This is a genomic window from Jatrophihabitans endophyticus, assembly GCF_900129455.1.
Lineage (GTDB): Bacteria > Actinomycetota > Actinomycetes > Mycobacteriales > Jatrophihabitantaceae > Jatrophihabitans > Jatrophihabitans endophyticus.
This window is the reverse complement of sequence record NZ_FQVU01000001.1, coordinates 141512-155948: the sequence shown is the minus strand read 5'-3', so window position 1 is coordinate 155948 and position 14437 is coordinate 141512. Positions and strand designations below refer to the sequence as shown.

At 74.1% G+C, this 14437-nt stretch carries 13 protein-coding genes and 1 riboswitch; of the genes, 6 read left to right on the top strand and 7 right to left on the bottom strand.

Annotated elements, in window-relative coordinates:
- Positions 1-57 precede the first annotated feature (57 nt).
- From hutU to hutI, 4 genes are all read left to right on the top strand, one after another.
- Positions 58-1776, top strand: coding sequence for a urocanate hydratase (gene hutU / locus BUE29_RS00720; RefSeq protein ID WP_073384725.1), 1719 nt, complete (start codon positions 58-60; stop codon positions 1774-1776).
- 101 nt (positions 1777-1877) lie between these two features.
- Positions 1878-3038 (top strand): allantoate amidohydrolase, encoded by a 1161-nt coding sequence (locus BUE29_RS00715; protein ID WP_073384723.1) that lies wholly within the window; start codon positions 1878-1880, stop codon positions 3036-3038.
- Positions 3035-4354, top strand: a complete 1320-nt coding sequence (locus BUE29_RS00710) for a formimidoylglutamate deiminase (protein WP_073384721.1) — start codon at positions 3035-3037, stop codon at positions 4352-4354. Before BUE29_RS00715 ends, BUE29_RS00710 begins: the two co-directional genes overlap by 4 nt.
- Positions 4342-5505: an imidazolonepropionase gene (gene hutI / locus BUE29_RS00705; RefSeq protein ID WP_073384719.1), complete on the top strand. Its 1164-nt coding sequence runs from the start codon at positions 4342-4344 to the stop codon at positions 5503-5505. The genes BUE29_RS00710 and hutI overlap by 13 nt, the downstream gene beginning before the upstream one ends.
- Positions 5506-5512: 7 nt before the next feature.
- Here hutI and BUE29_RS00700 read toward each other — a convergent pair whose 3' ends face one another.
- Positions 5513-6886: a serine/threonine-protein kinase gene (locus BUE29_RS00700; protein WP_200799970.1), complete on the bottom strand. Its 1374-nt coding sequence runs from the start codon at positions 6884-6886 to the stop codon at positions 5513-5515.
- 9 nt (positions 6887-6895) lie between these two features.
- On the opposite strand from BUE29_RS00700, the gene BUE29_RS00695 reads away from it, so the two are divergent.
- The gene (locus tag BUE29_RS00695) at positions 6896-7651 is read left to right on the top strand and encodes an LmeA family phospholipid-binding protein (RefSeq protein ID WP_073384714.1); all 756 of its coding nucleotides are present in this window, start codon (positions 6896-6898) and stop codon (positions 7649-7651) included.
- Positions 7652-7703: 52 nt separating this feature from the next.
- Positions 7704-8939, top strand: a complete 1236-nt coding sequence (locus BUE29_RS00690) for a sensor domain-containing phosphodiesterase (RefSeq protein WP_084180709.1) — start codon at positions 7704-7706, stop codon at positions 8937-8939.
- 5 nt (positions 8940-8944) lie between these two features.
- Here the strand turns inward: BUE29_RS00690 and BUE29_RS00685 are convergent, their stop codons facing one another.
- The 6 genes from BUE29_RS00685 to thiO all read right to left on the bottom strand — a co-directional run bounded on the left by BUE29_RS00685 (position 8945) and on the right by thiO (position 14348).
- Complete coding sequence (locus BUE29_RS00685) at positions 8945-9817, bottom strand: carbohydrate kinase family protein (RefSeq protein ID WP_073384710.1); 873 nt, start codon at positions 9815-9817, stop codon at positions 8945-8947.
- Positions 9817-10767 carry a pseudouridine-5'-phosphate glycosidase gene (locus BUE29_RS00680; RefSeq protein ID WP_073384708.1) on the bottom strand — a complete coding sequence of 317 codons (951 nt, stop codon included), beginning with the start codon at positions 10765-10767 and terminating at the stop codon, positions 9817-9819. The genes BUE29_RS00685 and BUE29_RS00680 overlap by 1 nt, the downstream gene beginning before the upstream one ends.
- On the bottom strand, positions 10742-12109 hold the full coding sequence (locus BUE29_RS00675) for a purine-cytosine permease family protein (RefSeq protein ID WP_073384706.1): 1368 nt from the start codon (positions 12107-12109) through the stop codon (positions 10742-10744). The genes BUE29_RS00680 and BUE29_RS00675 overlap by 26 nt, the downstream gene beginning before the upstream one ends.
- Positions 12098-12205: riboswitch (TPP riboswitch) on the bottom strand. Its footprint overlaps the gene before it by 12 nt.
- Positions 12203-12976 (bottom strand): thiazole synthase, encoded by a 774-nt coding sequence (locus BUE29_RS00670; protein ID WP_073384704.1) that lies wholly within the window; start codon positions 12974-12976, stop codon positions 12203-12205. It overlaps the preceding riboswitch by 3 nt.
- Complete coding sequence (gene thiS, locus BUE29_RS00665; protein WP_073384702.1) at positions 12973-13173, bottom strand: sulfur carrier protein ThiS; 201 nt, start codon at positions 13171-13173, stop codon at positions 12973-12975. The genes BUE29_RS00670 and thiS overlap by 4 nt, the downstream gene beginning before the upstream one ends.
- Entirely contained in the window at positions 13170-14348 is a 1179-nt protein-coding gene (gene thiO, locus BUE29_RS00660) for a glycine oxidase ThiO (RefSeq protein WP_073384700.1), read from the bottom strand. The genes thiS and thiO overlap by 4 nt, the downstream gene beginning before the upstream one ends.
- Positions 14349-14437: the final 89 nt, after the last annotated feature.

Here is a 14437-nt window from a genome sequence, read left to right as displayed (position 1 = left end):
GACGCCCAGGCGTGGCGCGACACCCCGCGACGCGGCGGGCGGGTGTGCAATGGGGCGATGGACGGAGCCCGCCCCGTGACCGCTCCTCGCGGCACCACCCTGACCGCACGCTCCTGGCAGACCGAGGCGCCGCTGCGGATGCTGATGAACAACCTCGACCCCGAGAACGCGGAACGCCCCGACGATCTCGTCGTCTACGGCGGCACCGGCCGGGCCGCCCGCAATTGGGCGTCCTACGACGCCCTGGTGCGCACGCTCACGACGCTCGAGTCGGACGAGACGATGCTGGTGCAGTCGGGCAAGCCCGTCGGCGTCATGCGCACCCACGAGTGGGCGCCGCGGGTGCTGATCGCGAACTCCAACCTCGTCGGCGACTGGGCCAACTGGGACGAGTTCCGTCGTCTGGAGAACCTCGGGCTCACCATGTACGGCCAGATGACGGCCGGCTCGTGGATCTACATCGGCACGCAGGGAATCCTGCAGGGCACCTACGAGACCTTCGCCGCGGTGGCGGCCAAACGCTTCGGCGGCACGCTCGCGGGCACTATCACCCTCACCGCCGGGCTGGGCGGCATGGGTGGGGCGCAGCCGCTGGCCGTCACGATGAACGGCGGCGTCGCGATCGTCATCGAGTGCGATCCGGCCCGGATCCGGCGTCGCATCGAGCACGGCTACCTCGACGTCCAGGCCGACAGCGTGCAGCACGCGCTCACCCTGGCCGAGCAGAGCAAGGCCAAGCGGGAGCCGCTGTCGATCGGGCTGCTCGGCAACGCCGCGCAGCTCGTCCCGCAGTTCCTCGCCAACGACGCGCCGATCGACATCGTGACCGACCAGACGTCCGCCCACGACCCGCTGTCCTACCTGCCGGTGGGCGTCGAGTTCGACGAGTGGCACGAGTACGCGCGGCGCAAGCCCGAGGAGTTCACCGGGCGGGCGCAGGCGTCCATGGCCCGGCACGTCGAGGCGATGGTCAAGTTCCAGGACAAGGGTGCCGAGGTCTTCGACTACGGCAACTCGATCCGCGGCGAGGCGAGGACGGCGGGGTTGAGCCGCGCCTTCGACTTCCCGGGGTTCGTGCCCGCGTACATCCGGCCGCTGTTCTGCGAGGGCAAGGGGCCGTTCCGTTGGGCGGCGCTCTCGGGCGACCCGAAGGACATCGCCCGCACCGACAAGGCGGTCCTCGAGCTGTTCCCCGAGAACGAGTCGCTCGCACGCTGGATCGAGCTGGCGCAGGACAAGGTGCACTTCCAGGGGCTGCCGGCGCGCATCTGCTGGCTCGGCTACGGCGAGCGCGACCGCGCCGGCGTGGAGTTCAACCGACTCGTCGCGAACGGCGAGCTCAGCGCGCCCGTCGTGATCGGCCGCGACCACCTCGACTGCGGTTCGGTGGCCTCGCCCTACCGCGAGACCGAGGGCATGCTCGACGGCTCGGACGCCATCGCGGACTGGCCGCTGCTCGACGCGATGGTCAACGTCGCCAGCGGGGCCACGTGGGTGTCGATCCACCACGGCGGCGGCGTCGGCATCGGCCGCTCGATCCACGCCGGCCAGGTGTGCGTCGCCGACGGCACCGACCTCGCGTCGCAGAAGATCGAGCGCGTGCTCACCAACGACCCGGGCATGGGCGTGATCCGCCACGTGGACGCCGGCTACGACCGCGCCGAGGATGTCGCCGCCGCCCGCGACGTCCGCATCCCGATGGCCGAGACCGCCGAATCGTCCGCAGCCCCTCCCACCGCCACGTCCCCCGCAACCACCACTGGCGACCTCGCATGACGACTGGCGACTTTCGCGCCGACTGGCGACCTACAGGTCGCCAGTCGGACGGAAAGTCGCCAGTCGGCGAACAAAGTCGCCAGTGGACGAGCTTCGACCGGATGTGGGACGACCTCGCGCCGATCGGGCGGGACGCAGCGAGCGGCGGGTACCGGCGGTTCGCGTGGACGCGGGAGGACGCGACGCTGCGCGAGTGGTTCGCGGGGGAGGCCGCGGCCCGCGGGATGGCGGTGGTGCTCGACCGGGCCGGCAACCAGTGGGCGTGGCAGGGCGACCCGGACGTCGACGGCCCGGGCGTCGTCGTCGGCTCGCACCTGGACTCGGTGCCCGACGGTGGGGCGTACGACGGTCCGCTGGGCGTCGTCTCGGCCTTCGCCGCGCTCGACACGCTCGCCGAGAGCTCGTGGCGAGCGCGTCGGCCGCTCGCCGTCGTCAACTTCGGTGACGAGGAGGGCGCCCGCTTCGGCGTCGCCTGCGCGGGCTCGCGCGTGATCACCGGTGCGCTGGCCGCGGACCGTGCCCGCGGGCTGCGCGACGCCGAGGGCACGGCCATGGCCGACGCAGCGGGTCGACTGGCAACCGGTTTCGGCCGCGACGACGAGACGCTGCGACGCATCGGGACGTTCGTCGAGCTGCACGTCGAGCAAGGACGCGCGCTGGTCGACCAGGACGCCGCGATCGGGGTGGCCAGCGCGATCCGCCCGCACGGTCGGTGGCGCATCGAGCTGCCGGGCGAGGCGAACCACGCCGGCACGACCGCCCTCGCCGACCGTCGGGACGCCGTGCTGTCGCTCGCGCACGTGGTGCTCGCGGCCCGCGTCGCGGCGGAGCGTCACGGCGGCGTCGCCACCGTCGGCCGGGTCACCGCGCAGCCGAACGGCGTCAATGCGATCGCCTCGCACGTCACGGCGTCGCTCGACGCGCGTGCGCCGAAGAATGCGCAGGTTCGCGCAATAGTCGCCGAGCTCACCGATGCCGTTGCCAGCCAGGGTGGCGAGGTCATCGAGGAGTCGTGGACGGACGTCACGCCGTTCCCCGCCGAGCTGGCCGGGCGGCTGGCCACGCTCCTCACCGCGCCCGTGCTCGACACCGGCGCCGGTCACGACGCCGGCATCCTGGCGCAGGCGGGCGTCCCGGCGGCGATGCTGTTCGTACGCAACCCGACGGGCGTCTCGCACTCGCCGGCCGAGCACGCCGAGCGCGACGACTGCCTCGCCGGCGTCGCGGCGCTGGCCGACGTCGTGGCCGAGCTGACCCGATGACGAGCGCGTACTTCGCGGCACACGCGCTGCTGCCCGACGGCCCGGCCCGCGACGTCCGCCTCGACGTCCGCGACGGCCGTTTCACCGCCGTGACGCCAGGCGCCGCCGCGGACGGTGCGACCCGGCTACCCGGGGTCGCGCTGCCCGGCTTCGCGAACAACCACAGCCACGCCTTCCACCGGGCCCTGCGCGGACGGACGCACGACGGCGGCGGCACGTTCTGGACCTGGCGCGAGCGGATGTACGCCGTCGCCGCCGGGCTCGATCCCGACCGCTACCTCGCGCTCGCCCGGGCGACGTACGCCGAGATGGCGCTGGCCGGCATCACGACGGTGGGGGAGTTCCACTACCTGCACCACGTGCCGGGCGGGCGCCCCTACGCCGAGCCGAACGCGATGGCCGAGGCGCTGCGGCAGGCCGCTCGCGACGCCGGGATCCGCCTCACGCTGCTGGATGCCTGCTACCTGGCCGGCGGGCTGACCGGCGCCGGGTACCAGCCGCTCGACGAGGTCCAGCGCCGCTTCGCCGACGCCGACGCCGACGCGTGGGCCGAGCGCGTCGCGGCGGTGCGTGAGGACGACGGGCTGCGCGTCGGCGCCGCGATCCACTCGGTGCGCGCCGTCCCCGCCGACGCGCTGCGCACCGTCGGCCGCGCCGCCGGTGCCCGCCCGCTGCACGTCCACGTCTCCGAACAGCCGGCCGAGAACGAGGCATGCCTGGCCGTCCACGGTCGCACGCCGACGGCCCTGCTGGCCGACGCGGGCGTGCTCGGCCCGACCGCCACGGCCGTCCACGCCACCCACCTCACCGCCGCCGACATCGCGACCATCGCGCACTCGGGCACGACCGCCTGCTTCTGCCCCACGACCGAGCGCGACCTCGCCGACGGGATCGGCCCGGCGCGCGCGCTCGCCGACGCCGAGCCGGCCGTGCTCTCGCTCGGCACCGACCAGCACGCGGTCATCGACATGTTCGAGGAGGCGCGCGCGCTGGAGCTCGACGAGCGGTTGCGCAGCGGGCGCCGGGGTGCGTTCCGCCCGGCCGAGCTGCTCGCCGCGGCCACGCGACACGACGCGCTCGGCTGGCCCGACGCGGGCGCGCTCGCACCCGGCGCGCGCGCCGACCTGGTGGCCGTCCGGCTCGACAGTGCGCGCACCGCGGGCGCGGCGCCGGAACAGCTGCTCTTCGCAGCGACCGCGGCCGACGTCGACACCGTGCTGGTGGACGGCCGGGTCGTGGTGCGCGACGGTGTCCACGTGCTCGGGGACGTGGGACGACTGCTCGGCGACGCGATCGGAGCGGTATGGCCACGCTGATCACCGGCATCGGGGAGCTCGTCACCAACGACCCGGTGCACGACGGCACACCGCTCGGCGTGCTGCACGACGCCGCGCTGGTCGTCGCCGACGAGCGGGTCGCCTGGGTCGGTCGCGCCGCCGACGCGCCGGCGGCCGACGAGCGGACGGACGTGGGCGGGCAGGCCGTCGTCCCCGGCTTCGTCGACTCGCACACACACCCGGTCTTCGCCGGCGACCGGTCGGCCGAGTTCGCGGCGCGGATGGCGGGGGAGCGCTACGACGGCGGCGGCATCGCCGCCACGGTGACGGCCACGCGTCGTGCCCCGGACGACGAGCTGCGCCGCGGGCTCGTCGGCCGGCTCGCCGAGCTGCGCGCGCAGGGCACGACCACGGTGGAGGTCAAGAGCGGGTACGGCCTCACCGTCGCCGACGAGGAGCGCGTGCTCCGGCTCGCGGCCGGCGTCGTCGAGGAGGTCACCTTCCTCGGCGCGCACGTCGTCCCGCCGGGCACGCAGCGTGACGAGTACGTACGGACGGTGAGCGGGCCGATGCTGGCGGCCTGTGCTCCGCACGCCCGGTGGATCGACGTCTTCTGCGAACCGGCGAGCCCGCACGCGTTCGACGCCGACGAGGCGCGCACCGTCCTCGGCGCGGGCGCGGCGGCCGGCCTCGGCCTGCGGGTGCACGGCAACCAGCTCGCCGCCGGTCCCGGGGTGGCGCTGGCCGTCGACCTCGGGGCCGCGAGCGTCGACCACTGCACGTACCTGACCGATGCCGACGTCGACGCCCTCGCCGGGAGCGAGACCGTGGCGACGCTGCTGCCCGGCGTCGAGTTCTCGACCCGCTCGCCCTACCCGGACGCGCGGCGGTTGCTGGCCGCGGGTGTCACTGTCGGGTTGGCCACCGACTGCAACCCGGGGACGAGCTACACCTCGTCGATGCCGTTCGCGATCGCCCTCGCGGTGCGCGAGATGGCCATGACGCCGGCCGAGGCGCTGTGGGCGGCGACGGCGGGCGCGGCGCGGTCGCTGCGTCGCGAGGACGTCGGTCGCGTCGTCGTCGGTGGCCGGGCCGACCTCGCGCTGCTGGCGGCCCCCACCTACCTGCACCTGGCCTACCGGCCGGGCGTCCCGCTCGCCCGCGCGCTGGACGTCGCCCCGCGGTCCTGACCGGCGGTCAGCCGGCGACGGCGACGATCACGGCGACGACGGCCGCGATGACCACGACGACCGCGACCGCGACCATCACGGCGAGGGCGCGGTCCTGGTGTCCGCGTGCGTCCGGACCCCGTGGGGGGACCGAGTGGGGCGAACCGGCCCGCGGCGGGAAGGAGTTCGCGGGGCCGGCGTGTGGCGGGACCGAGTTCGGCGGTCCGGAGCGGGGCGGTCCCGACCGCGGCGGGAACGACTGCGGCGGTCCCGACCGCGGCGGGTAGGAGTCGAGCGGCCCCGACTGCGGCGGTCGGGAGTCGAGCGGCCCCGAGCGGGGGACGGCGCCGGCGTGGGCAGGTGCCGGCTGGCGGGCCGCGCCGGCGTGCCGGCCGGCGGGCTGCGGGGGCGCAGGCAGGCTGACCGGTGCGCCCGTGCCCGTGCCGGCGGCGCGGATCGCCGTCGCGAACTCCGCGACGGTCTGGAAGCGGTCGTCCGGTCGCTTGGCCATGCCGCGGCGGATGGCCGCGTCGAGGGCGGCCGGGACGCCCGGGCGGCGCTCGGACGTCGACGGCGGCGGGTTGTTCACGTGCGCGAACAGCACCTGTAGGGCCTCGCCCGTGAACGGCGCCTGCCCGACGAGGCACTGGTAGAGCAGACAGGCCAGCGAGTAGATGTCGGACCGGGTGTCGCCCGAGGAGCCGCTGATGCGCTCGGGAGCCATGTAGGCGACGGTGCCGAACCAGTCGGTGGTGGTGGTCAACGCGGTGCCCTCGGTGCCGATCTTGCGGGCGATGCCGAAGTCGACGAGGTACGCGAACGGGCTGGTGCGGTCGCGCTCGGTGATGCCGGTGACGAGGACGTTCGACGGCTTGATGTCGCGGTGCATCAGCCCGGCCTCGTGCGCCGCCGAGAGCGCGGCGGCGACCTGGACGATGACGTCGACGGCGAGCTCGGGCCGCAGCGTCCCGCCCTCGTCGGCGATGAGGCGGCCGAGGTCGCGGCCCTCGACCAGTCGCATGTCGAGGAACAGCTGGCCGTCGATCTCGCCGAAGTCGTGGATCGGGATGATGTGCGGCTCGTTCAGCCGGGCGGCCAGCCGGGACTCGCGACGGAACCGGGCCTGGAAGTGCTCGTCGACCGCGAGTTCGCGCGGCAGCCGCTTGAGCGCGACGATGCGGTCGCGACGGGTATCGAACGCCCGGTAGACGATCCCCATGCCCCCACGCCCGATCACCTCCTCGAGGCGGTACGGGCCGAAGTCCTCGGCCACGGCGGTGTCGTCCTTCCGATCGGCGGTCCCGGGCATCGTACGCAACGACGGCCCGGGCGCGGCCGGGTGGCGCAGCCGGGTGGCGCGGCGGGGGCGAGCCGACAGGACGTCGTCGGTGGGGCGTGCCACCATCGGACGATGTCCTACGGCGACCCGGCAGCCCAGCAGTGGGGTCGCCCGCCGCCGCGCCGCTCGGGCGGGCGTTCCCTGCGCCGGGTGCTGATCGCCGTCCTCGTGCTGGTCGTGCTGCTGATCGCGGCCGACCGCGTCGGCGACGTCGTCGCGCAGAAGGTCGCCGCCACCGCGTTGCGGCAGTCGCAGCATCTCGGGTCCGAGCCCGACGTCGACATCGGCGGGTTCCCCTTCCTCACCCAGTTCGCGCGCGGTCGCTACGACCACATCACCGTGACCGCCGCCGACGTCCCCGTGGGCGACGACGACGTCCGGCTGACCCTCTCGCGGCTGCGGGTGGTGCTCGACGACCTCACCGTCTCCCGGGACTTCGCCGACTACCACGCCGAGCACGCCACCGCGGTCGGCACGATCGGCTACGCCCAGCTCAGCGACGCGCTCCGGGTCGACGTCAGCTACGCCGGCCACGGGCGGATCCGCGCCCGCAAGCAGATCACGGTGTTCGGCCAGACCTTCACGCCGACCATCACCGCGGCCCCGGTGCTCACCAACGGCGCGCTGTCGTTCGCCAAGGCGCAGGTCAACGGGCTGGGTGACCTCGCCGCGCCGGTGTCGCAGGTGCTGTCCCAGGTGTTCGACGTCGCGGTGCCGTTGCGCAACATCCCCTTCGACGTCGACGTGCAGCGCCTGTCGATGGCGCCGGACGGCCTGCGCATCGACCTCGTCGGCAGCGACGTGACCTACCACCGCGAGAACGGCTGAACCCTCAGCCGTGCGTACCTCACCCAGGACGTGACCGATGACCGTCGACCAGATGCTCCGATCGCAGGTCGCCCACCTGCTCGACGCGGGCGCCGTCCGCACCCACTTCCAGCCCATCGTCGACCTCTACGACGATCGCGTGGTCGCCTACGAGGCCCTCTCGCGCGGGCCCGACGGCCCCTTCGCCGCGCCGCAGCCGCTGTTCGCCGCGGCCCGGGCCGGGGGCCTGCTCGCCGAGGTCGACGACCTGTGCCGGCGTAACGCGGTCAGCGCCGCCGTCGAGGCCGGCATGGCCGGGCCGCTCACGCTGTTCGTCAACGTCGAGCCCGACGTCGTCGACTCCGAACGCTTCGACGACTTCGCCTCCCTGGCCGAGCGGGTGCCCGGCCGGCTCCGCCTCGTCCTCGAGGTCACCGAGCGGGCGCTCGCGGCGCGGCCGGCCGAGCTGCTGGCCGCCGTCGGCGAGCTGCGTCGCAAGGGATGGCGCATCGCACTCGACGACGTCGGCGCCGACGACCTGTCGCTGGCGTTCATGCCGCTGCTGCGCCCGGACGTCGTCAAGCTCGACCTGCGACTGGTGCAGCAGCGTCCCGGGCCGGCGGCCGCGCACATCATGACCGCCACCAACGCCTACACCGAACAGACCGGAGCCGTGCTGCTCGCCGAGGGCATCGAGACCGCGCGCCACCTCACCATCGCCCGGGCGCTCGGCGCACGCTTCGGGCAGGGTTTCCTGTTCGGCCGCGCCGCACCCGAGCTGACCCGTAAGCGGCGTACCGGGTCGCTGCAGCTGCACGTCGCCGCGCCGCCGTCGCCGCCGGCGTCGCCCTTCGACTGCATCCCGCCCGAGGCCGCGATGCGCGTCTCGCCGAAGTCGTTGCTCGTCGAGATCAGCAAGCACCTCGAACGCGAGGCCGCGGCGCTCGGGCCGAGCGCCATCATCGCGAGCACGCTGCAGGAGGCCCGTCACTTCAGCGAGATCACGCGAGCGCGCTACACCGAGCTGGCCGACAAGCTCGGCTTCGTCGCGTTGATCGGCGAGGGGCTCGGCAGCGAACCGGTGGCCGGCGTGCGGGGGGCCAACCTCGACCCCGCCGACCCGGTGCGCCAGGAGTGGGACGTCGTGGTGCTCGCCCCGCACTTCGCGGGGGCGCTGCTGGCCCGCGACCTCGGCGACACCGGGCCGGACGCGTCACGACGCTTCCGGTTCGCGCTCACCTACCGCCGCGATGCCGTCGTCGCCGCGATGCACGTGCTGCTGGACCGCGTCGCGCCGGCGCCGAGCTGATCGGTTCAGCTCGCGGCGGGGCGGGGCCGCGCGCCGGCGTGCGCGACGGCCCTGGACGCCAGCCGGGTGGCCTGGTCGAGGCAGTCGGCGATCTCGCCGGTGGCGGCCAGGAAGCCGGCGGCGAACGCGTCGCCGGCACCCGTGGAGTCGAAGACCTCCACCTCGACGGCGGGCACCGAGCGCACCCCCGTGCCGTCGGACCACACCGCGCCGAGCGGCCCGCGCTTGACGACGGCGTGCCCACAGCGCAACGCGAGCGCCTGCGCCGCGGCGGACGGCTCGTCCAGGCCGGTGAGGACCCGCGCCTCGTCGTGGTTGGCGAACAGCAGCAGATCGGTGCCGATCCAGTCGAGGAAGTTCTCGGCGCCCGCGGCCGCGAGCGGCGCGGCGGAGGCGGCGTCGACCGCGATCGACCAGCCCCGCTCGCGCGCGAGCGCCAACGCGTCGAGCGCGAACGAGCGCGGCCCCTCGCCGAGCAGGGCGTAGCCCGAGACGTAGAGCCAGTCGGCCGTCGCCGGGATCAGCGCCACGTCCGCCGCGGCGTCGTTGGCTCCCGTCGAGGGCACCATCGACCGTTCGCCGCGCTCGTCGACCAAGACGATGCAGAGGCCCGTCGCGCGGTTCGGGTCGATCTCGACGACGGGCGTGACGCCGGCCGCGGTGAGCTCGTCGGCGGCCATCAGGCCGGCGTGGTCGTCGCCGATGCGGCCGACGAACGTCGCCTGGGCGCCGGCGTGGGCGAGCCAGGCCGCCACGTTCGCGGCTGCGCCGCCGCCGTAGACCTCGATGGCGGCCGGCGTGTCGGAGCCGAAGGCGATCGGGCCGGGCAGCCGGGCGACGAAGTCGACCATCAGGTCGCCGACGCAGACGACGTGCATCAGCCGGCCGCCGCGTCCGGGGCGTGCGAGGCCGCGTCGTGCGAGGCCGCGTAGTGCGACGCGACCGCCGCCGCGAGCCGCGCGTTCGCGACGACGAGCGCGACGTTCGCGGCGAGCGACGCGCCGTGCGTCTCGCGGTGGAAGAACTCGAGCAGGAAGGGCGTGACGTCCTTGCCGCGAACCCCGGCCGCCTGCGCCGCCGCGAGGCCGGCGTTCAGCGTCCGGTCGTGCAGGTCGCGGTCGAGCTCGTCCGCGGCGGCGATCGGGTTGGCCAGCACGAGCCCGTAACCACCGGTGCCGAGGTCGTCTTGGGCGCGCAGCACCGCGGCGACGTCGGCGGGGGTGTCGACCTGCCAGCCGATGGGGTGGCCCGAGTCGCGCAGGTAGAAGCCGGGGAAGCGCTCGGTGCGGTAGCCCAGCACGCCGACGTTGAGGGTCTCGAGCCGCTCCAGGGTGGCGCCGACGTCGAGGATGGACTTCACGCCGGCGCAGACGACGAGCACCGCGGTGCGCGACAGCGTGGTGAGGTCGGCCGACTCGTCCCACGTGTCACGGGCCTCGCGGTGCACGCCGCCGAGGCCGCCGGTCGCGAAGACCCGGATGCCGGCGCGCGCGGCGAGGTGAGCGGTCGAGGCGACGGTGGTGGCGCCCACCCCGCCGCGGGCGGCGACGACGGCGACGTCACGGACGCTCACCTTGTCGACCTCCCCGGCACCGGTCGCGCCGGCCACGCGGGCCAGCGCGTCGTCGTCCAGGCCGATGCGGGCCTGCCCGTCGACGATCGCGATGGTGGCGGGGACCGCGCCCTCCTGCCGGACCGCGTCCTCGATCTCGCGGGCTATGCGCAGGTTGTCCGGCCGCGGCAGCCCGTGGCTGATGATCGTGCTCTCGAGCGCGACGACGGGGCGATGCGCAGCGAGCGCCTCAGCGACCTCGGGATGGACGAGCACTCATTCTCCTGTCGAACGCGGCGATCGGGACGGTGACGACCGCCGCCACCGCGAACGACAGCACCGACGCGCTCATCCAGCTCTGTTGGTCGAACCACCGTACGTGGGACCACATTCGTCCCCACCACCCGATGTAACCCGGATTGATCACCTGATACGTCGCAAACCCCACCAACCACGGCAGCAGCATGAGGGGACGCAGCGGCGCCTGCTCGGAGAGATCCCACCGGCCCCGCGAGACGAGGAACCAGTCGACGGCCAGCACGCCGAGCAGCGGCACGAACACCGACCCGAGCAGGGTGAGGAAGTTCCCGTAGTCCTCGATGTCGAGGACGATCGCGCCGAGGGTGGCGAGCACCCCGACGGCGGTGGTGAGGATGCGCCGGTCCACGCGCGGCAGCAGGTTCTGCACCGAGATGCCGGACGAGTACGCGTCGACGAACGACTGGTCGAGCTCGCGAACCGCGAGCACGGCGAAGGCGAGCGCGCCGAGCGGGACGGCCAGGAACGCGCCGAACACCTGGTCGGCGTCGCCGCGCGCCACCGTGACGAGGGTGACGAGGCCGATCGCGTAGCAGAGGATCTGCGTGACGGAGTAGCCGGCGAAGGTGCCCCACGCGGCGCTGCGCACCGTGCGCGAATGGCGCGTGTAGTCGGCGACGACGGGCACCCACGACACCGAGACGGCGATGACGGTGTCGGTCGCGACCCAGAAGTTCTGCCACGAACCGTCGCCGAGACCCGGCAGCGGGTTGCGCAGCAGTTGGATCGCGAACCAGGCCATCGCGATCATGACGAGGACGGTGACGTAGCGGCGCAGGACGCGGATCCAGCCGAGGGGCCGCAGCGACAGGCCCACGGTCACGGCGCCGCCGAGCAGCACCCACACCCAGCGCGGGACCCCGTCGACCACCTGGCTCAGCGCGGTGCTGATCGTGACGAGCTCGAATGCGGTCCATCCCAGCAGCTGGACGATGTTCAGCGTCGTCGGCAGCCAGGAGAGCTTCGCGCCGAACAGGCCGCGCAGCAGCACCATGGACGGCTGGCCGGTCTGCGCGCCGGGGACTGCGGCGATCGACACGGCGGCGGTGCCGAGCACGGTGCCGAGCACGATGGCGAGCAGGGCGGCGCCGAACGCGAGCGCCGGCGCGCCGTCGACCGGCGTGAGGACGTAGATGGCCCCGGTGAAGCCGAGCAGGCTCACCCCGAGGTTGCCCCACATGCCGAGGTGGTCGGCCAACCCGAGCGTCCGGGGTGCGGTCTCGTCGAGGGTGAGCGGGGCCTCGCGACCGGAGTCGGCGCCGGTGGCGGCACCCGTGGTCGTGGACAGCGTGCTGGTCATGCGTCTCCCTACGCCGGCATTATCCGGACAGGTTCGAGCGGTCGGCGCGGCCGCGCCCTCTCAGCCCTCACGACGAGAGCTCCCGCGGGTCGGTTACAGGACGGCCATCCCCTCGGTGGGGGACGACGCACGGGCGTGGAAGCGCTGGGGGATGCGACCGGCACGATGGGCGAGCCGACCCGCCTGCACGGCGAGCTTCATGGCCTCGGCCATGGCGACCGGATCCTGCGCGCGGGTGACGGCCGAGGCGAGCAGCACGCCGTCGCAGCCGAGTTCCATGGCGAGCGCCGCGTCGGAGGCGGTGCCGATGCCCGCATCGAGGATCACCGGCACCTGCGCCTCGCTCACGATGAGCTCGATGTTGTGCGGGTTGCCGATGCCGAGGCCGGTGCCGATCGGTGAGCCGAGCGGCATGACCGCGGCGCAGCCCGCCTGCTGCAGCCGACGGGCCAGCACCGGATCGTCGTTGGTGTAGGGGAACACCGTGAATCCCTGCGCCACCAATATTTGCGCGGCATCGAGCAATTCGATCGGGTCGGGCAGCAGGGTGTGCTCGTCGGCGACCACCTCGAGCTTCACCCAGTCGGTCTCGAGGGCCTCGCGGGCGAGTTCGGCGGTACGTACCGCCTCGCGTGCCGTCCGGCACCCGGCGGTGTTGGGCAGGATCCGCACGCCCTGCCGGTCGATGACGTCGAGGATGGTGCCCGTGGTCGTGGCGTCGACGCGCCGCATGGCGACGGTGCAGAGCTCCGTGCCCGACGCGCGGAGCGTCTCGTCCACGACGTGCAGGCTCGGGGCGCCGCCCGTCCCGAGGATCAGTCGCGAGCCGAGCTCCACGCCGGCGATCTGCAGTCCGTCCACGCTCATCCTCCCTGCACCGCCGTCACGATCTCGACGTCCTGACCGGCGGTGATCGTCGTGGTGTCCCACTCGCTGCGCGGGACGACCTCGCCGGCGACGACGGCCGCGCTGCCACGGTTCGCACCGGTGACGGCACGGATGAGCTCGCCGACCGTCGTGCCGGGCGCGATCTCGTGCGGCGTGCCGTTGAGGTCGATGGTCATGCCGGGATCCGTTCGAAGCGATCGGGTGCGAAGGGGTGCAGGACGTCGGGCAGGGCGCCGTCGGCCAGGAGGGCGGCGACGCCGTCGGCGGTCACCGGGGTCAGCAGCACGCCGTTGCGGTAGTGGCCGGTGGCGACGACCAGGCCGCCGAGCGCGCCGCTCGCGCCGACGAGCGGGGCGTTGTCGGGAGAACCGGGGCGCAATCCGGTGCTGATCTCCGCCAGTTCGGCTTCGCCCAGTTCCGGCAGCAGCGACTGCGCGTCGCGCAACAGCTCGTAGACGGCCCCGGCGCGGGCGGAGCGGTCGAAGCCGGCCTCCTCCGTGCTTGCGCCGACGACGATGCGGCCGTCGGCGCGGGGGACGAGGTAGATCGGGTTGCCCTTGACCCGGCCACGGACGACGTGGTTCAGCACAGGCGTCCCGGGCAGTCGCAGCCGGAGGGTCTGTCCCTTCACCGGGCGCACCGCGGGCACCGCACCGGGGGGCGGGCCGGCGAGCGTGCCCGACCACGCGCCCGCGGCGAGCACCACGACGGGGGCGGCGAGCGTCGTCCCGTCCGCGAGGTCGACGCCCTCGACCCGATCACCGGTCGTCCGGACACGCGTGACCTCGGCGGTGACGTGCCGGACGCCGCGGCGGCGACCGGCACGGGCCAGCGCGTCGCGCAGCAGCCGCGGATCGACCTGGTGGTCGTCGGGGGCGTGCAGACCGCCCGGGAGCCCGGCGGCGAGCGCGGGCTCGAGCCCGCGCAGGTCGCGTCCGCCGATCAGAATCGAGGCGATGTCGAAGCGCTGCCCGAAGGCGTGCAGGTCGCGCAGTGCAGCGAGGTCGGCGGCGTCCCACGCCACCAGCACCGTGCCCGTGCGCCGCAGCCCGACGGCGCGCTCGTCGGCGCCGAGCTCGGCCGCGAGCTCGGCGGCGAAGGCGGGCCAGCGGCGCAGCGAGTCCAGGTTCAGGTGCAGCAGCGGCGTCTCGGTGTACTGCAGCTCGGTGACCGGCGCGAGCATGCCGGCGGCGGTGTGCCACGCACCGCGGGTGGGGTCGGGGTCGACGGTGACGACGGCGATCCGACGCTGCGCGCACCGCCACGCGATCGCGGCGCCGATGACCCCGGCGCCCACGACGACGACGTCCGCGGTGGTGACGTCCGCGGTGGTGCGGTGTTGCGACTGCATCTGCTCCCTCACGCCGGCATGACCCGGATCAGGTTCGACGGTCGGCTGCTTCGCCCTCTCAGCCCTCCTCGCCATGGCGGCGTCGAGGG

Coding starts and splice junctions, on each gene's coding strand:
- hutU (WP_073384725.1), top strand. CDS start 58: ATGGACGGAGCCCGCCCCGTGACCGCTCCTCGCGGCACCACCCTGACC.
- BUE29_RS00715 (WP_073384723.1), top strand. CDS start 1,878: ATGTGGGACGACCTCGCGCCGATCGGGCGGGACGCAGCGAGCGGCGGG.
- BUE29_RS00710 (WP_073384721.1), top strand. CDS start 3,035: ATGACGAGCGCGTACTTCGCGGCACACGCGCTGCTGCCCGACGGCCCG.
- hutI (WP_073384719.1), top strand. CDS start 4,342: ATGGCCACGCTGATCACCGGCATCGGGGAGCTCGTCACCAACGACCCG.
- BUE29_RS00695 (WP_073384714.1), top strand. CDS start 6,896: ATGTCCTACGGCGACCCGGCAGCCCAGCAGTGGGGTCGCCCGCCGCCG.
- BUE29_RS00690 (WP_084180709.1), top strand. CDS start 7,704: ATGCTCCGATCGCAGGTCGCCCACCTGCTCGACGCGGGCGCCGTCCGC.
- BUE29_RS00685 (WP_073384710.1), bottom strand. CDS start 9,817: ATGCACGTCGTCTGCGTCGGCGACCTGATGGTCGACTTCGTCGCCCGG.
- BUE29_RS00675 (WP_073384706.1), bottom strand. CDS start 12,109: ATGACCAGCACGCTGTCCACGACCACGGGTGCCGCCACCGGCGCCGAC.
- BUE29_RS00670 (WP_073384704.1), bottom strand. CDS start 12,976: ATGAGCGTGGACGGACTGCAGATCGCCGGCGTGGAGCTCGGCTCGCGA.
- thiS (WP_073384702.1), bottom strand. CDS start 13,173: ATGACCATCGACCTCAACGGCACGCCGCACGAGATCGCGCCCGGCACG.
- thiO (WP_073384700.1), bottom strand. CDS start 14,348: ATGCAGTCGCAACACCGCACCACCGCGGACGTCACCACCGCGGACGTC.